This window comes from Porphyrobacter sp. SLTP, assembly GCF_009905735.1.
Taxonomy (GTDB): Bacteria; Pseudomonadota; Alphaproteobacteria; order Sphingomonadales; family Sphingomonadaceae; genus Erythrobacter.
Genome location: NZ_JAAALE010000013.1, coordinates 33,328 through 49,692 on the forward strand (window position 1 = coordinate 33,328; position 16,365 = coordinate 49,692).

The 16,365-nt window shown below is 65.3% G+C and carries 16 protein-coding genes; 8 read left to right on the plus strand and 8 right to left on the minus strand.

All coding sequences use genetic code 11. From position 1 onward, the window contains the following. Positions 1-24 precede the first annotated feature (24 nt). Genes GVM20_RS11735 through GVM20_RS11745 form a run of 3 tightly spaced genes read right to left on the minus strand, consistent with a single transcriptional unit; the run spans position 25 to position 1,609 of the window. On the minus strand, positions 25-435 hold the full coding sequence (locus GVM20_RS11735) for a nuclear transport factor 2 family protein (protein ID WP_166547383.1): 411 nt from the start codon (positions 433-435) through the stop codon (positions 25-27). After that, entirely contained in the window at positions 435-866 is a 432-nt protein-coding gene (locus tag GVM20_RS11740) for a nuclear transport factor 2 family protein (protein ID WP_166547384.1), read from the minus strand. The genes GVM20_RS11735 and GVM20_RS11740 overlap by 1 nt, the downstream gene beginning before the upstream one ends. Then, positions 866-1,609, minus strand: coding sequence for an aspartate/glutamate racemase family protein (locus tag GVM20_RS11745; protein ID WP_353653151.1), 744 nt, complete (start codon positions 1,607-1,609; stop codon positions 866-868). The genes GVM20_RS11740 and GVM20_RS11745 overlap by 1 nt, the downstream gene beginning before the upstream one ends. Positions 1,610-1,806: 197 nt before the next feature. Here GVM20_RS11745 and GVM20_RS11750 point away from each other — a divergent pair, with 197 nt between their 5' ends. The 8 genes from GVM20_RS11750 (at position 1,807) to GVM20_RS11785 (ending at position 11,960) form a co-directional block, all read left to right on the plus strand. Further along, complete coding sequence (locus tag GVM20_RS11750) at positions 1,807-2,478, plus strand: GntR family transcriptional regulator (RefSeq protein ID WP_166547385.1); 672 nt, start codon at positions 1,807-1,809, stop codon at positions 2,476-2,478. Between the two features lie 121 nt (positions 2,479-2,599). Then, positions 2,600-3,520 (plus strand): hydroxymethylglutaryl-CoA lyase, encoded by a 921-nt coding sequence (locus GVM20_RS11755; RefSeq protein WP_166547386.1) that lies wholly within the window; start codon positions 2,600-2,602, stop codon positions 3,518-3,520. Between the two features lie 16 nt (positions 3,521-3,536). Beyond that, positions 3,537-5,594: a hydantoinase/oxoprolinase family protein gene (locus tag GVM20_RS11760; RefSeq protein WP_166547387.1), complete on the plus strand. Its 2,058-nt coding sequence runs from the start codon at positions 3,537-3,539 to the stop codon at positions 5,592-5,594. Between the two features lie 4 nt (positions 5,595-5,598). Continuing rightward, on the plus strand, positions 5,599-7,497 hold the full coding sequence (locus tag GVM20_RS11765) for a hydantoinase B/oxoprolinase family protein (RefSeq protein ID WP_166547388.1): 1,899 nt from the start codon (positions 5,599-5,601) through the stop codon (positions 7,495-7,497). Further along, positions 7,494-8,675, plus strand: a complete 1,182-nt coding sequence (locus tag GVM20_RS11770; protein WP_166547389.1) for a CaiB/BaiF CoA transferase family protein — start codon at positions 7,494-7,496, stop codon at positions 8,673-8,675. Before GVM20_RS11765 ends, GVM20_RS11770 begins: the two co-directional genes overlap by 4 nt. Beyond that, positions 8,675-9,310 (plus strand): isochorismatase family protein, encoded by a 636-nt coding sequence (locus GVM20_RS11775; RefSeq protein ID WP_199799578.1) that lies wholly within the window; start codon positions 8,675-8,677, stop codon positions 9,308-9,310. Before GVM20_RS11770 ends, GVM20_RS11775 begins: the two co-directional genes overlap by 1 nt. Positions 9,311-9,411: 101 nt before the next feature. Beyond that, positions 9,412-10,728 carry an amidohydrolase family protein gene (locus tag GVM20_RS11780; RefSeq protein ID WP_199799579.1) on the plus strand — a complete coding sequence of 439 codons (1,317 nt, stop codon included), beginning with the start codon at positions 9,412-9,414 and terminating at the stop codon, positions 10,726-10,728. Then, on the plus strand, positions 10,728-11,960 hold the full coding sequence (locus tag GVM20_RS11785; RefSeq protein WP_166547390.1) for an amidohydrolase family protein: 1,233 nt from the start codon (positions 10,728-10,730) through the stop codon (positions 11,958-11,960). Before GVM20_RS11780 ends, GVM20_RS11785 begins: the two co-directional genes overlap by 1 nt. 18 nt (positions 11,961-11,978) lie before the next feature. Here GVM20_RS11785 and GVM20_RS11790 read toward each other — a convergent pair whose 3' ends face one another. From GVM20_RS11790 to GVM20_RS11805, 5 genes are read right to left on the minus strand one after another with little or no spacing between them, the layout of a single operon-like run. Further along, positions 11,979-12,434, minus strand: a complete 456-nt coding sequence (locus GVM20_RS11790; RefSeq protein WP_166547391.1) for a (2Fe-2S)-binding protein — start codon at positions 12,432-12,434, stop codon at positions 11,979-11,981. A gap of 15 nt (positions 12,435-12,449) precedes the next feature. After that, positions 12,450-14,831: a xanthine dehydrogenase family protein molybdopterin-binding subunit gene (locus tag GVM20_RS11795; protein WP_166547392.1), complete on the minus strand. Its 2,382-nt coding sequence runs from the start codon at positions 14,829-14,831 to the stop codon at positions 12,450-12,452. 13 nt (positions 14,832-14,844) lie between these two features. Then, positions 14,845-14,979: a hypothetical protein gene (locus tag GVM20_RS16470; RefSeq protein ID WP_286166009.1), complete on the minus strand. Its 135-nt coding sequence runs from the start codon at positions 14,977-14,979 to the stop codon at positions 14,845-14,847. 28 nt (positions 14,980-15,007) lie between these two features. Beyond that, positions 15,008-15,664 (minus strand): SCO family protein, encoded by a 657-nt coding sequence (locus tag GVM20_RS11800; protein ID WP_166547393.1) that lies wholly within the window; start codon positions 15,662-15,664, stop codon positions 15,008-15,010. Continuing rightward, positions 15,657-16,178 carry a copper chaperone PCu(A)C gene (locus tag GVM20_RS11805; RefSeq protein WP_166547394.1) on the minus strand — a complete coding sequence of 174 codons (522 nt, stop codon included), beginning with the start codon at positions 16,176-16,178 and terminating at the stop codon, positions 15,657-15,659. The genes GVM20_RS11800 and GVM20_RS11805 overlap by 8 nt, the downstream gene beginning before the upstream one ends. Between the last annotated feature and the right edge of the window lie 187 nt (positions 16,179-16,365).

Genomic DNA, 16,365 nt, shown 5'->3' on the forward strand with positions numbered 1-16,365 from the left:
TGAAGAGGATTGAGAGATAGGCGATCAGACGAGGACGTTGGCCCCGCTCATGTAGACATAGACTTCCTGGAACTTCGGGCCGTCCGCACCGGGGCGCAGTCGCCAGAAATTGGTGTTTTCCAGCAACGTCACCTGCCCGGCTGCATCATGCAGTTCGGCGGTGAAGCTCGCCGTGATGCGGCCATTGGCTTCGTCTACCGTGCAGGTGAAATCGCGGTGGATGATGGTTTCGTAGGCGCCGAAGAAATCTTCGAACATCCGGCGGATTTCGGCCTTGCCGGCGTGGCGCGTGAAAGCGGTCTGGACGCAGAACAGCGCGGTGTCATGGAAGCAGTCGAGCGCGCCTTCCATGTCCTTGGCATCGACGCGGGCGAAGTATTTGTTCAGCGCAAAGTCGATCAGCTCGGCGCGCGAGAGAGTGGGTTCGTACTGCATCAGACGTCCCCTTCTTTCAGCAGGTTGTCACCCGACATGTAGACATAGACGCGGTGGAACAACCGATCCTTCAAGTAGAAGCGGTTGCAATTTTCATACCGCAACTCCTCGCCCCCGTTGGGAGTGATCAGCACGGTGAACTGCGAGCAGATCGCGTTCGTCTCCGGGTCGGCGGTGTGGACGAAATTGCCGTGCCAGATGCTTTCAAAGTCGGCGAACAGCTTCACGAACATCGCCCGGATCGCCTCGCGGCCCTGATGGACGGTGTTGCTGGTCACCTCAGTCAGGATGGCATCCGGCGTGAAGCAATCGAGCACCTTGTCCATGTGCTTGTTATCGACCCCGTCGAAATACCGCTTGGTGACGATATCGACATAGACCGGATAGGGCAGCGCGGTCTGGCCCGACCCGCCCTCTTGCCACTCACTCATCAGTACCAGCCCTTTCGGATATCGGCGTGCTTGGGCACTTCGGGTGCGGGAAACGCTTTCTTGGAATGGGTCATCCCCAGTTCGATCAGCGTTTCCAATTGCTTGTAGGCGACCTGCCCGGGGTTGATCACCGGCACCGGCAGTTCGCTTTGCAGATAGGTCGCCGACTGGTGCATGGTGGTCGAACCCAGCACGATCACGTCCGCGCCATCTTCATTGATGGCGCGCATGGCCTCAGCTTTCAGCTTGGCGAAGACGACCTCTTCCTTGCCTTCAAGCAGTTCGGTCACGTCAGGCCGCGTGTCGATTGACCGGACCGATGCGCAGCGATGGTCCCAGCCGTGCTGGTTCAGCACCTTTTCGTAGAGCGGGAACCACTGCGGCCACATGGTGATGACGCTGAACTTCTTGCCCAGCATCATCGCGGCGGCAAAGCTCGCCTCGCCAGGGCCAACGACGGGGATGTTGAGAGCCGAGCGCAGCGGCCACAGCCCCGAATCGCTGACCGTGTCGATCAGCACTCCGGCGTAGCCTTCATCCTCTGCCGTCACCCCAGCCTGGAACACCGTCCAGTCCATCAACAGCGTATCGTGATAGGAATCGCCGAGCGCCGCGCCCCAGCGCACCGCTTCGAAGGTGGGCGCGAAGCCCGGGCGCACGAAATCGGCCGGAAGCTGCTGCGCGCGATTGGCGACGCCTGCTTCGTCCATTGCGATCGGTACGATGACCTTGATACGCTTCACGGCACTCCCCTGTTGCCCTGGTTCGCGTGGTTATTGTATACAAAACCATCTCGTCAAGTGCATAACTGAATTGCCGTGACAAGGCTGATGGGGTGTGTTCTTGCCGCCGCACAGGCTTGCGACTGGCGTCGGACGGCCTAGAACAGGAAGGGCATGATCATCCCCCGCACCTCCCCCCTCCCCCGGACCACAGCCGCATGAGCCGCGCATCCGAACAGGCCTATGCCAAGATCCGCTCGCATCTGATGAGCGCGGCGTTGAAGCCCGGCGAACAGCTCACCGAAGATCAGCTTGCGCAGATCACCGGGGTCAGCCGTACGCCTGTGCGTGAAGCGGTGCGGCGGCTGGAGGATGAATTGCTGCTGGTGCGCAGCGATACCAAGCGATTGTTCGTGGCCGATTGGAGCCGCGACGATATCGAGGAGATGTTCGCACTGCGCCAGATGCTTGAATGCCACGCGGCGGAGCGCGCCGCCCAGCGCCTTTCCCGAGAGCAGATCGGCGACCTGGAGGCGATCAACCGCGCTTTGAAGGCCGCGATCGAACAGCCCGAACCCGACGTCGTGCGCTTTCTCGAAGCCAACCGCGCCTTCCACGAAGTGATCATCGAAGCGGCCCATTCGCCGCGTTTGGGGCAGTTGCTGGGCCGGCTGGTTGAAGCGCCGGTGGTGCTGCGGACGGCACGCACCTATTCGCAGGACGACCTGCGCCAATCAGCCCGCGATCATGACGAGTTGATCGCCGCTTTTGCTGCCCGCGATCCCGATTGGGCCCGCGCGGTGATGGGCAGCCACTTGCGCCGCGCCTTCCACACCTTCGCCAAGACGGTTGGCCCGCCAGCGCCCCGCTATGGTAACGGCAAGGCGTAACAACGCACGTTCCCGGCCCGCGGTTCCAGCCGAACTTCCCGACCCAAGCATGATTGCAATTGTATACAAACCCGGTAATTGACCTACCGAAGCTTACCGCATCAGCAACAGGCGATTCATCATGTCAGGCCCAAAGTCCGTCTGCGCGATCGAACTGGTCGAAGTGGGCCCGCGCGACGGGTTGCAGAACGAACCCGACATTATTTCGACCGAAGTGAAGCTCGACCTCATCAGCCGCATGATCGGCTACGGTGCGCGGCGGCTGGAGGTGGCGAGCTTCGTCCATCCCCAGCGCGTCCCGCAAATGGCCGATGCCGAGGCGGTGATCGCGGGCCTGCCGGATCGGAGCGACTGCACCTATATCGGCCTCGTCCTCAACAAGCGCGGCGTGATGCGCGCGCTGGCCACCCGCGAAAATGGCGCCCGCGGGGTTGATCAGGTCGGCTGCGTCATCGTCGCCAGCGATACCTTCGGTCAGAAGAACCAGGGGCAGACGATTGCGGAAGGCATCGCCGAAACCCGCGCCATGCTGCGCTTCGCCCGCGCGGAGGGAATGCGCGCGCAGGTCACCATCAGCGCCGCGTTTGGCTGCCCGTTCGAGGGCGAGGTGAAGCACGAAACGGTGCTCGCCATCGCGGAGGAAATCGCCGCCGAAGCGCCTGAGGAAATCGCGCTGGCCGATACCATCGGCGTCGGCACGCCGTGGGAGGCGGGCGAATTGTTCGGCAAGCTGGGCGAGACGCTCGGCGGCACAATCCCGATGCGCGCGCATTTCCATAACACGCGCGGCACCGGCATTGCCAATGCGTGGGAGGCTTACAAGGCGGGCGTGCGCGTGTTCGATGCCTCGCTCGGTGGCCTCGGCGGCTGCCCCTTTGCCCCGCGTGCGACCGGGAACATCGCGACCGAAGACCTCATTTACATGATGGCACGTTCCGGGGTGGACACGGGCATCGATCTCGCAGCCGCGATTGCGGCCAACAAGTGGTTTGCGGATGTGCTGGGGCGCGAATTGCCCTCGGCCGTTGCGCGCGCAGCATAGAGCATAAGGACACAGCATGACGTACAGGTTGGGTGTTGATGTGGGCGGGACGTTTACCGACCTGCTGCTGTTCGACGAGGCGAGCGGCGCGTTCTGGCGGCACAAGACGCCGTCGACCCCGCATGATTCCTCGGAAGGCATCCTGACGGGCGTGAAGGCGATCATGGCGCAGGCGGGCATCACCGCCGAGGACATCACCTATTTCCTGCACGGCACCACCGTCGCCACCAATGCCGTGCTGGAAGGCAAGGGCGCAAAGGTCGGCCTCGTCACCACGCAGGGCTACCGCGACATCATGCAGATCGCGCGCAGCTTCGTGCCCGGCGGGCTTGCTGCATGGATCGTGTGGCCTAAGCCGCAGCCGCTCGCGCGCTTGGAGCACACGGTCGAAGTGCCCGGCCGCATGGATGCGCAGGGCCGCGAGGTCGCCCCGCTGGATGAAGACGCGGTGCGCGCGGCTTTGCGCAAGCTTAAGGGTGACGGGATCGAGGCGCTGACCGTCTCGCTGATGAACGCCTACTTGAACGGCGCGCACGAGGCCCGCATCGGCGAAATCGCGGCGGAAGAACTGCCCGGCATCCCCGTCTCGCTCTCCCACGAAGTCCTGCCCGAAATGCAGGAATACGAACGCACGCTGTCCACCGTCGCCAACGCGGCGGTGCGCCCGGTGGTGAGCAAGTATGTCTCGAACTTGCGTGACCGCTTGGCGACCGAGGGCTTCAAGGGCCGCTTGTCACTGCTGCGCTCAGACGGCGGCTTGATGTCGAGCCAGAAGGCCGAGGAACACCCGGTCAACATCCTCATGTCCGGCCCTGCGGGCGGGGTCACCGGCGCATTGTGGGTGGCGAAGAATGCGGGCTTCGAGAACATTCTGACGCTCGATGTCGGCGGCACCTCCACCGATGTCGCGCTGATCCAGGGCCTCGAACCGCGCCGCCAGCGCACCACCGAAGTGGGCCACCTGTCGGTCCGTGCCTCAGCGCTCGACGTGAAGACCGTGGGCGCAGGCGGCGGGTCGATTGCCCACGTGCCGCAGCTCACCGGCGCGCTACGCGTCGGGCCGGAGAGCGCGGGCGCTGTCCCCGGCCCGGTGGCCTACAACAAGGGCGGCACGCTCCCCACAGTGACCGACGCCAATGTGGTGCTCGGCTACCTGCCTGAAGACCTGCTCGGCGGCAGCTTCAAGCTCGACCGCGAAGGCGCGAAGGCGGCGGTGCAGACCATCGCCGATGCACTGGGCGTCACACTGATGGAAGCCGCGCGCGGGATCATCGACATCGTTAACGAGAATATGTTTGGCGCGCTGCGGATGATCAGCGTGCAGCAGGGCTACGACCCGCGCGAGTTCGCGCTGATGGGCTTTGGCGGCGCGGGGCCGCTCCACGTCAATGCGGTCGCCCGCCTGATGGGAAGCTGGCCCGCGATCTCGCCCGTCTCCCCCGGCGTGCTGTGCGCCTTGGGCGATGCCACCACCCGGATGCGCACCGAAACCGCGCGCAGCTTCTCGCGCCTCGCCAAGGACACCAGCATCGCCGATCTCGTCGCGGTCCTGGATGAAATGGCGGCGCAGACGCGCAGTGAATTGCTGGCGGACGGCATCCCCGAGGATCAGATCACCTCGCTGTTCGAAATCGACGTGCGCTATGCCGGGCAAGCCTTCGAAGTGCCGCTGACGATCACGCAGGATATTCTTCAGACAGACGGGATCGCCGGCATCCTCGCTCGCTTTGACGAGGAGCACCTACGCCTCTTCACCTTCAACATGGATACCCCGCACGAGATCGTGAACCTGCGCGCAGTGGCTCAGGGGCAGGCCCCCGCCCTCCCCGCTGCCGAGCTGCCCAAGGGCGACAGCGATCCGTCAGCCGCCAAGATTCGCGACCACACGGTGTGGATCGACGGGACGGAACGCGCCGCGGTGATCTACGACCGCGCGAAGCTGCGGCAGTGCGATGTCATCCCCGGCCCGGCGATCATCACCGAAATGGATTCGACCACGCTGGTCGAACACGATTGCACCGCACGCGTTGACGCTGTGGGCAACATCCTCATCACTCTGACAGCGAAGGGCTAAACCCATGCCGGCTCGCATCATCGAACCCAACACCACCCCGTTCCAGAAAATCGCCATCGACCCGGTGACGCTCGACATCATCGAGAACGCGCTGCGCAACGCCCGCATCGAAATGGACGCGACGCTGGTGCGCACCGCCATGTCGCCCGGCATCCGCGAACAGGGCGACGCCTTCCCGCTGATCTCGGACCCCGCCGGCAAAATGATCGTCGGCCAGTTCGGCAGCTTCATCGACGGCTTCCTCAAGCAGTTCGATGGCACGATTGAGGACGGGGATATGATCTTCCTGTCCGATCCCTATTCCTGCGGCGGCGCGGTAAGCCACTCGAACGACTGGCTGGTGCTGCTCCCCGTGTTCAAGGACGGCCGCCTGCTCGCCTACACTGCGATGTTCGGCCACCAGAGCGACATCGGCGGATCGGTCCCAGGCTCGATGCCCATCGGCGCGTCGTCGATCTTCGAGGAAGGCGTGCGCATCCCGCCCGTCAAGATCTGGAAAAAGGGCGAATACAACGAAGACCTGATGAAGCTGGTGATGCACCAGACCCGCAAGCCCGACTGGTGCCAGGCCGACCTTAACGCGCTCATCGCCTCCTGCCGCGTCGCCGCGCGCCGGGTGGTCGAGATGGCCGACCGCTTCGGCGATGACGTTTACGTCTCCGCCACGCAGGAGCTGCTCGCACGCAACCACCGCGCGATGAAGGCGCTGCTGGCGATGGCGGTGGCCGAGGAGCCGGTGAGCTTCGAGGATTACATCTGCGACGACGGCAAGGGCTATGGCCCCTACAAGATCCGCTGCACGATGTGGCGCGACGGCGACAAGGTGATCCTCGATTTCGAGGGCACCGATCCGCAGTCGGCGGCATCGATCAACTTTTTCCTCAATGAAAACATGTTCAAGATGTTCTTCGGCATCTACATGATCATGGTCTTCGATCCGCAGATCCTGTTCAATGACGGGTTCTACGATCTGATCGAGGTGCGCATTCCGTCGGGCTCGCTGCTGAAGCCGCACTTCCCCGCCGCGCTTTCGGGCCGCACCCATGCGCTGGGGCGCATCTTCGACATCTTGGGCGGGTTGCTCGGCCAGAAAACGCCGGAATTCCTCAACGCTGCGGGCTTCTCCTCCAGCCCGCACCTGTTCTATTCGGGCTGGGACAGCCGCGAGGACGGGACGCGCAACTGGTTCCAGCTGTTCCAGATCGGCTTCGGCGGCATCCCGGGGCGTCCGCTGGGCGACGGGCCGGACGGGCACTCACTGTGGCCGGGCTTCACCAACGTCCCCAACGAATTCCTCGAACGCTACTTCCCCTTGCGGATCGAACGCTATGCCACCGCGCCCGATAGTGGCGGAGCGGGCCTGCATCGCGGGGGCAATGGCATCCACATGACCTACCGCTTCCTCGCCGATGGCGAGATCGCGATCCATGACGACCGCTGGTTCGTCCCGCCCTGGGGCGTCAATGGCGGGCATCCCGGCAAGCGCGCGCGCAAGGTGCTCGAACGGGCCGATGGCTCACAGGAAATCGTCGGCAACAAGGTCGAAAGCGTCGCGGTGAAGGCGGGCGATCTGCTCCACTTCATCACCTGGGGCGGCGGCGGCTGGGGCGACCCGCTCGCGCGCGATCCGGAGCTGGTCGGCCTCGAAATCCGGCAGGGCCTCGTCACGGCTGAAGGCGCGCGCGCCTATGGTGTTGTTGCGGACGGAAACGGTGCGGTCGACACCGCTGCCACCGAAGCGCTGCGTGCCGAAATGACCAACTCGCGCGGGGAACTGCCGCTGTTCGACTACGGCCCGGGCATCGATGCCCTGCGCGCGAACTGCGAGGCCGAGACCGGCCTTCCTGCCCCGATCCAGCCAGTCTGGAACACTGTCCCCGGAATGCGCGAGGCAGCAGAATGAGCGCGCTTCAAGGGATCAAGGTTGTCGAAATGGGCCAGCTTCTGGCAGGCCCGTTCTGCGGGCAATTGCTCGGCGATATGGGCGCGGACGTCGTCAAGATCGAGCCGCCGGGCGCGGGCGATCCGATGCGCAACTGGGGTCAGGGCGACGAGAAGGTGCAGTGGGAAGTCATCGCCCGCAACAAGCGCTCGGTCACCTGCAACCTGCGCGTGCCGGAAGGTCAGGCGCTCGCCAAGCGGCTGATTGCCGAAGCCGATGTGCTGATTGAGAACTTCAAGCCCGGTACCCTTGAACGCTGGGGCCTCAGCCCGGCCGAGCTTCACGCGGTGAACCCCGGCCTGATCATCGCCCGGATGTCCGGCTATGGGCAGGACGGGCCGTACTCCGACCGCGCCGGGTTCGGCGGGATTGGCGAGGCGATGGGCGGGTGGCGCTACATCGTTGGCGAACCCGACCGTCCGCCGAGCCGCATGGGCATTTCCATCGGTGACACCCTGTGCGCAACCTATGGCGCGCTGGGCGTGCTCGCTGCGCTGCACCACCGCGAGAAGACCGGCGAGGGTCAGGTGGTGGACTCCGCGCTCTATGAAGCCGTGTTGCAGGTGATGGAGGGGCTGGTGCCCGAATATGACCGCAACGGCGTGATCCGTGAGCGTTCGGGTTCGGTGCTCAAAGGCATCGCCCCGTCCAACGTCTACACCTGTAAGGATGGCAGCTACATGATCGGCGCCAATGGCGATGCGATCTTCGCGCGGCTGTGTCAGGCGATGGGCCGCCCCGAACTGTCGAGCGACGAGCGCTATTCCTCGCATATCGCGCGCGGCATCCATCAGGACGAGCTCGACGCGCTGATCAATGACTGGACCGGCACGCTCACCGTCGACGAGGTCGATGCGCTTATGATCGAGTATTCGATCCCCGCCGGCCGGGTCTACCGCGCGCCCGATATGCTCGCCGATCCGCATTTCCAGGCGCGCGAGGCGATCATTGAGGTCGAGACGCAGAACCGTGGGCGGATCAAGATGCAGAACGCCTTCCCGAAGCTCTCCAAGACCCCTTCGACCATTCGCCGCCCTGCCCCTGCCGCGCCGGGTCAGGACAATGCCGAGGTCTTCGCCGAGCGGCTCGGTCTGGATGCCGCCGAGCTCTCGCGGCTGGCAGAAGCGGGGATCATCTGATGAGCGGCCCCTCGGCATCCGACAATTACGCCGGGGTGTACGAGGGCCGGCTCCAGCCGGGGTCGCGCCCGGCGCTGCTGATCGTTGATGTGGTGGTCGCCTACCTCACCGAAGGTTCGGCGCTGTTCATGGAGACCGCCGCTGCCGCGAAAGATGCGAACCGGCGCTTGGCCCAAGCGGCGCGCGCGGCGGGGGTGCCGGTGGTTTTCACCAACGTCCAATACAAGCCCGATGGCTCGGATGGCGGGGTGTTCTATCGCAAGGCCCCGGTGCTGAAAGCGTTTGTCGAGGGTTCACCGCTTGGGGCCTTTCCCGATGATCTGACCCCCGCACCGGGCGAGCGGGTGTTCACCAAGCAGTACCCTAGCGCCTTTTTCGGCACCGGCCTCGCTGACGTGCTCCATGCCGACGGGATCGATACGCTGCTGATCACCGGCTACTCCACCTCCGGCTGCGTCCGGGCGAGCGCGCTTGACGCGATGCAACACGGCTTTGTCCCGCTGGTGGTGCGCGAGGCCTGCGCCGACCGCCACCCCGCCCCGCACGACGCCAACCTGTTCGACCTTCAGGCCAAATATGCCGAGGTCATCTCCGAGGCCGAAGCACGGGCGGTGATTGCCGCGCACGCTGCTTGATCGAAACCAGCGATACTGGCCACCCGCTCTTTTGGGCTTGTGCGCGACGGTCTGGGCCTTCAAGTAACGCCGCAGCGGGCATCAACAGGGAGAAGCGCCTCGTGGCATTTGCAAAGTCGAGGCGATGGGCAATCGCCGGTCTGACGGGAACCGCCCTCACCGGCATCGCTCTCATAGCGAGCCCTGTGGCAGCGCAGGAACGCCCGGTTGCCTTCACCGGCGCGCGCATCCTGACCATGGCGGGCGAACCGGTCGAGAACGGCACAATCGTGATCAAGGATGGCAAGATCGTCGCGGTCGGCGCCAATGTCGCCATTCCCGCTGATGCCGAGCGCCGCGCGGTTGATGGCCGGGTGATCATGCCCGGCATCGTCGACACCCATTCGCATATTGGCCAAGTCGCAGGCGCGGACGGCTCTGGCCCGATCCAGCCCGAAGTCCGCGCATTGGATTCGATCAACCCCTTCTCGACCTCGATCGACAAGGCGCGCGCCGGCGGGGTCACCACCGCCAACATCATGCCCGGATCGGGCCACCTGATGAGCGGGCAGACCTTCTACATGAAGCTGCGCAAGGGCCGCACCGTCGATGACATCGCGTTCGAGATGAAGGGCGGCGCGGCGCTCGGCGGCATGAAGATGGCGAACGGGACCAACCCGATGGGCGGCAGCGGCTTCCCCGGCACGCGCGCCAAGTCCGCGTCGCTGGTGCGCGAGCAGCTGACCGAGGCCAAGGCCTATTGCGCCGGCGACCGCAAGAAGCGCGATCTGGGCAAGGAAGCGCTGTGCGAGGTGCTCTCGGGCGAGCGGCTGGTGCATTTCCACACCCACCGCGCCGATGACATCATGACCGTGCTGCGGCTCAAGCAGGAATTCGGTTTCAGCGTGCTGATCCAGCATGGCACCGAAACGTGGAAAGTCGCCGAGGAACTGGCCAAGGCCGGGGTGCCGGTATCGAACATCACGCTGGATGCACCGGGCGGGAAGCTCGAAACGGTCGACCTGCGGATGGACAATGCCGCCATCCTCGAACGCGCGGGCGTGCTCGTCTCGATCCATTCGGACGACGCAATCGTGGATTCACGCATGATGCTGCGCGAGGCCGCGCTGGCGGTGCGCGGCGGGATGAGCCGTGATGGCGCCTTGCGGGCGCTCACCATCAACGGGGCCAAGCAGATGCGGCTCGATGCCCGCATCGGCTCGCTCGAAGTGGGCAAGGATGCCGACTTCCTCGTGCTCGATGGCGATCCGTTGTCGACCTACACCCACGTGCTCGAAACCTGGGTGGAGGGCGACAAGCTGTTCGATCGCAGCCTGCCTGAGGATTTGTTGATGGCCACGGGAGGCTTTGGCGCGGGCAGCCCGATGGAAGCCTCGCACCACCACTGGGAAATTGCCGAAGCGGAAGGGCACAACTGATGCGTATCGCCGGATATTGCCTTGCCGCCGCCAGCGCACTCGCGCTTGGCACAGCGGTCCACGCGCAGGACATCGCGATCAAGGGCGGCGAGGTTCACACCATGGCCGGCCCTGCCATCACCGACGGGGTGGTGGTGATCGATGACGGCAAGATCGTCGCCGTTGGCCCCGCCGCCAGCACACCGATCCCCGAGGGGTTCACCGTGATCGAGGCCAAGGTCGTCACCCCCGGTCTGGTCGATGCCCGCACCGTGGTCGGGCTGGCGGGCTATCTCAATCAGGAGCATGATCAGGACCAGCTGGACGAAAGCGCCCCGGTGCAGCCGCAGCTGCGCGCAATTGACGCCTATAATCCCGGCGAGGCGCTGGTGGCATGGCTGCGCGGGTTCGGGGTCACCACGATCCACACCGGCCACGGCCCCGGCGCGCTGGTTTCGGGCCAGACGATGATCGCCAAGACGGTCGGCAACACCGCCGATGCCGCGGTCATCGTGCCCCGCGCGATGGTCGCCGCCAATCTCGGGTCCGGCGCGCTGGCCGAGGGCGGCAAGGCCCCCGGCACCCGTGCAAAGCAGATCGCAATGCTGCGTCAGGCGCTGCTCGCCGCCAAGGAAGGCGAAGCGCCCAAGCCCGCGAAGAAGGGCGAGGAAAAGTCCGGCCCTGACAAACCGCCCAGCCTTGACGTGCAGGTGATGCGCGATGTGCTCGCCCGCAAGCTGCCGCTGCTGATCACCGCCCACCGCGCGCAGGACATCATGAGCGCGCTGCGGCTGCGTCAGGAGTTCGGCATTGATGTCGTGCTCGACGGGGCGGCTGAGGCCTATCTGCTGACGGCCGAGATCAAGGCTGCCGGGGTCAAGGTCATCCTGCACCCGCCCATGGCGCGGCAATATGGCGAGTTCGAAAACGCCAGCTTCACCACCGGCGCAGCGCTGCGCGCCGCGGGCATTCCGTTCGCCTATCAGTCGGGGTACGAAGGCTACGTGCCCAAGACGCGGGTGATCCTGTTCGAAGCCGGGGTCGCGGCGGCCAACGGGCTGGCGTGGAATGACGCGCTGGCGAGCATCACCATCGATGCGGCGCGGGTGATCGGGCTGGAAAAGCGGGTCGGTTCGCTTGAAGTCGGCAAGGACGGCGATGTCGCGCTGTTCGACGGCGATCCCTTCGAATACGCCTCGCACACGGTGGGCGTGGTGATCGACGGCAAGGTGGTCAGCACCGCCACGCAGTGACGGGCTGACACGCCGCGATTAGCCCAGCGCCGCGGCTTCCTTGATGGCGCGGCGGATGCTCATATAGGTGGCGCAGCGGCACAGGTTGCCGCTCATCGCTTCGTCGATGGCCGCGTCATCGGGCGCGGGATTGTCCCGCAGCAGCGCGGTCGCGGCCATGATCTGCCCGGATTGGCAATAGCCGCATTGAGGGACGTCATTGGCCACCCAGACCTGGCGGATGGCGTCGGCGGCCGCGCCTGCAACGCCTTCGATGGTGGTGATCTCCGCCCCTTCGAGCGAATCATGCGGCGTCACGCACGAACGGGTCGGCGCGCCATCGACATGGACGGTGCAGGCGCCGCATTGGGCGACCCCGCAGCCGAACTTCGTGCCCGTCATCCCAAGATGATCGCGCAGCACCCACAGCAAAGGCGTGCCCGGAGCCGCATCGACGCTTGCGGATTTCCCATTGATTTTGAGGGTAATGGCCATGCTCGGCTCCTGATCCTAAACGGTCTTTGTCGCGGGCAGCTTGAGCGTGTCGCCCTCGGCCCCGATCAATGGCAGCGTGCGCAGCCGGTGCCCGGTCGCGGCGAAGATCGCGTTGGCAAGCGCGGGGGCAGCGGGCGGCGTTGCCGGTTCCCCCACCCCGCCCGGCGGCGCGTCCGAAGCGATGATCTCCACCTTGAAGTCGCGCGGCGCCTCTCCCATCCGCATGAGCCGCCAGCTCGGGAAGTTGTCCTGCACGACCGCGCCATCCTTGGCGGTGATCGCGCCATAGAGCGCGTTCGACAGCCCGTAGATCGTCCCGCCCTCCATCTGCGCGCGGACGTGGCGCGGGTTGATCACGGTCCCCGCATCCACCGCCAGCCACACGCCCGGAATGCGGAGCGTGCCATCCTTGCCGACCGCCACTTCGATCACCGTGGCGATGTAGGTGAGGAACGAGCGGTGCACCGCGATCCCCAAGCCTCGTCCGGCGGGTAGCTTGCGGCCCCATTCGGCCATCGCTGCGGCCTTCTCGACCACATTGCGCAGCCGCCCGGTGTCGATCGGGTATTCCGACAATTCCGCGCCGTAATTGCCGTAAGTCGCGCCCTCCGCCTCCGGGTCGATGGTACGCGGCGGACCGATCAGTTCGAGCAGATAGTCTTTCTGATCACGCCCCGCCGCATGGGCGAGTTCGGCGGCAAAGCTCTGCACCGCAAAAGCGTGGTAGATATTCGCGACCGAGCGCAGCCAGCCGATCCGCATATGACCCTTGGCGTCGCCGGATTCGACCCGGAGATTGGGCGCGGCAAAGGGGACATCGGTGGCGCCCATGCTCATCTCGCCATCACTCGGCTCGGCCACCGTGTTGTCGAAGGTCGAGCTGATCGGCGGGAACACCGTGCGGTGCAGCCACGCGGTGCATGTGCCGTCCGCGTCGAGCCCAGCCTCGCAATACTGCGCACTGACCGAGTGGTAGAAGCCGTGGCGGATATCATCCTCACGCGTCCAGGTGACCTTGACCGGCTTGCCGACCTCGCGGGCGATCAATGCTGCCTCAATCACGAAATCGGGCTTGGACTTGCGCCCGAAAGCACCGCCGAGCCAAGTGGGCGTGACCTTGATGTTTTCCTTGGGAATCCCCAGCGCTTCGGCGAGCGTATCACGGGTGTTCTGCGGGTCTTGCACGCAGGCCCAGCATTCGAGCCGATCGCCATCCCATTCCGCTGTCGCGCTCGGCGGTTCCATCGGTGACTGGTTGAGGTGCGGAGCGTAATATTCCGCCGTCACGCGCTTTGAGGCGGAAGCCAGCGCAGCGCTGACATCGCCGCGCGACCGCCGCACCTTGCCGCTGCGCTTCGCGGTGGCCTGCAACTGTTTGGCATAGGCTTCGGAATCGTAACCCGCATTGGGGCCGTCCTGCCACGCGATCTCCAGCTCGCGCCGGCCCTCGATTGCGGCCCAAGTGTCGCGCGCGACCACGGCCACACCGCCCAAGGGCTGGAACAGCGCGGGCGGCTTGGCATCGGGCAGACGCATGGTGCTGAGCACGCCGGGCACCGCCAGCGCCTTGGCATCGTCAACGCTGCCGACCCGTCCGAACAGCTGCGGCGGGCGGGCGACCACGGCATAGACCATCCCCGGCCGCTTCACATCGATCCCGAAAGTGCTGTCCCCCTTCACAATGCGCGGCACGGTCAGCGAAGGGATTTCCTCGCGGATGTAGCGCCATTCCTTGGGGGTCTTGAGCCTGATATCGGCCTCGGCCGGAATAGCGAGCCGCCCGGCCAGTTCGGCCAGATTGCCATAAGACAGGGTCTCGTCGTTCTTCGTGTTGCTGACCAGCCCGCCCTTGGCCGAGCACTGGTCCCGCGGCAGCTTCCAGTAGAGCGCGGCTGCGGCGACCAGCATATGCCGCATCGCCGCGCCAGCCACGCGCAACCGGTGGAAATTGAACCGGACCGAGCGCGAACCATCGGTGTTCTGGTCGCCGTAGCGCTCATGCCCTTCGGCCTGAACGATGGCGACCTTGTCCCAGTCTGCCTCAAGCTCATCGGCCACGATCTGGGCCATCGCCGTCCAGGTCTGCTGGCCCATCTCAGAGCGGTGGCAGGTGATCTTGACCGCCCCGTCCTTGTCGATCGCAATCCACAGCGACGGGGTGGCATCCCCGCCCTTCACCCCCGTGAGCGGGCTAGCGCCGGGGTCCGGCAGCTTGAACGCGTCCGCATCAATGACCGGCTCGACATAGCTCGAACAGCCCGCCAGCGTTACGCCAAGGACGAACAGTCCCGCCCCGCCCACAAAGGCGCGGCGGCTGAGATTGACAAAGGGGCTTGGCCCATCGCCTGTACCGTCCGCCTTTGGTGCAGGAATGATCCCGAGATCGCGCATCAGCATCGGCTTTTCCCCTTCAGCCGGATCGTCGGCTCATGTCCGACGACACAATCTTGGGCGAGGTCGCGCGCTGTGGCAAGCCGCCATGCGCAATGGCGGGCGTGGCAAGCGATGTTGCCGCAGCAAGCGCGGCGATGGCGACCCGGTTCATCGCCATTCTGTCTGTGAAACGCGTGCGGTCACCCCACCAGCCGTTTCAGTTTCGCGAGAGCGTTGGGGCCCGTTTCGTCATAAGCGATGATCGACTGAAGCTTGCCCGACGCGTCCATCAGGTACACGCTGGCGGTATGGTCGATGGTGTAGTCGCCGCCCTGAGTGGGCACCTTCTGGTAGAAGGCGCGGTAGGCCTTCACGGCGCGGTCGACCTCCGCGTCGGTGCCCGTCAGCCCTAGGATCGGGGTGCCGAACAGCGCGACATAGCGGCCGATATCCTCCGGGCTGTCATAGCCGGGGTCGACCGAAACGAAGACGATCCGGAACTTGTCGCCATCCGCCCCCATTTGCTTGCGCAGCTGCGCCATGCGCGACAGCGTGGTCGGGCAGACGTCGGGACAGCGGGTGAAGCCGAAGAAGATCGCAAAGGGTTTGCCCTTCAGCGTCGCGTCGGTGACGCGTGACCCGTCCGGCGCGGTGAGCGCAAACGGCCCGCCGACGCTGGCCGAATAGACGTTCTCGCCCTCTGGCGACGTCGCGCGATCGGGGGCGAACATCGCCACCAGCCCGACCCCGATCACCAGCGCCACCAGCAGCCACAGGATTAGCCGTAGTGTCTTGAGCCCCTCGCTGCGGTCCGTGAGCGAGGGTTCATCCTCGTGTTCAGGAAAGGGATCAGTCATGCCCGCCGTGCTCCCCTTCGCCATGCTCCATGCCGGGAGCCATCGCCCCGGCGGGCTTGACTGCAAGTTCGGTCACGACCGGGCCCGCGCCTTCGAAGGTCAGCGTCAGCGGCACGGTCTCGCCTGCCTTGAGCGGCTGCTTCAGATCCATCAGCATGATGTGGAAGCTGCCTGGCTTGAGCGTCACTTCGCCGCCTGCCGGCACGTCCAGCCCGTCTTCCAGCTGGCGCATCCGCATCACCCCGCCGTCCATGCTCATGGTGTGGATCTCGACCCGTCCGGCAACCGGCGTGCTGCCGCCTGTGATGCGGTCGGCGGCGGTGCCGGTGTTGGCGATGGTCATGAAAGCGCCGCCCGCGTTCTGGCCCACAGCGGTCTCTCGCGACCAAGGCTCGGATATCGCGATGATGCTGGCGCCGGTCTCAGTGGCCGCGGGCGTTTCGGCAGCAGGGTTGCAGGCGGTGATGATGATCGTGCTCGCCAACAGGGCGGCGGCAAAGAACGGGCGGGTCATGCTGAAATCTCCTCGGGTGATGGATTGTGGCGTGCGCAATCTTGGCGCGACGCGGCAAAAGCGGCGGGTTGATCCGCTGTTGGCTGCCCGGTGGGGCAGTCCATGATTGCAAACATGGGAACGATACTCCGACAGCCCGGCGCATCATGAAGCGACGCGCGGCGGGCCTACCGATACACAGGGGTGC

Excerpts from the sequence above, each read along its gene's own strand:
- GVM20_RS11735 (WP_166547383.1), bottom strand. The coding sequence starts at position 435 with ATGCAGTACGAACCCACTCTCTCGCGCGCCGAGCTGATCGACTTTGCG.
- GVM20_RS11740 (WP_166547384.1), bottom strand. The coding sequence starts at position 866 with ATGAGTGAGTGGCAAGAGGGCGGGTCGGGCCAGACCGCGCTGCCCTAT.
- GVM20_RS11750 (WP_166547385.1), top strand. The coding sequence starts at position 1,807 with ATGAGCCGCGCATCCGAACAGGCCTATGCCAAGATCCGCTCGCATCTG.
- GVM20_RS11755 (WP_166547386.1), top strand. The coding sequence starts at position 2,600 with ATGTCAGGCCCAAAGTCCGTCTGCGCGATCGAACTGGTCGAAGTGGGC.
- GVM20_RS11760 (WP_166547387.1), top strand. The coding sequence starts at position 3,537 with ATGACGTACAGGTTGGGTGTTGATGTGGGCGGGACGTTTACCGACCTG.
- GVM20_RS11765 (WP_166547388.1), top strand. The coding sequence starts at position 5,599 with ATGCCGGCTCGCATCATCGAACCCAACACCACCCCGTTCCAGAAAATC.
- GVM20_RS11770 (WP_166547389.1), top strand. The coding sequence starts at position 7,494 with ATGAGCGCGCTTCAAGGGATCAAGGTTGTCGAAATGGGCCAGCTTCTG.
- GVM20_RS11775 (WP_199799578.1), top strand. The coding sequence starts at position 8,675 with ATGAGCGGCCCCTCGGCATCCGACAATTACGCCGGGGTGTACGAGGGC.
- GVM20_RS11785 (WP_166547390.1), top strand. The coding sequence starts at position 10,728 with ATGCGTATCGCCGGATATTGCCTTGCCGCCGCCAGCGCACTCGCGCTT.
- GVM20_RS11790 (WP_166547391.1), bottom strand. The coding sequence starts at position 12,434 with ATGGCCATTACCCTCAAAATCAATGGGAAATCCGCAAGCGTCGATGCG.
- GVM20_RS11795 (WP_166547392.1), bottom strand. The coding sequence starts at position 14,831 with ATGCTGATGCGCGATCTCGGGATCATTCCTGCACCAAAGGCGGACGGT.
- GVM20_RS16470 (WP_286166009.1), bottom strand. The coding sequence starts at position 14,979 with ATGAACCGGGTCGCCATCGCCGCGCTTGCTGCGGCAACATCGCTTGCC.
- GVM20_RS11800 (WP_166547393.1), bottom strand. The coding sequence starts at position 15,664 with ATGACTGATCCCTTTCCTGAACACGAGGATGAACCCTCGCTCACGGAC.
- GVM20_RS11805 (WP_166547394.1), bottom strand. The coding sequence starts at position 16,178 with ATGACCCGCCCGTTCTTTGCCGCCGCCCTGTTGGCGAGCACGATCATC.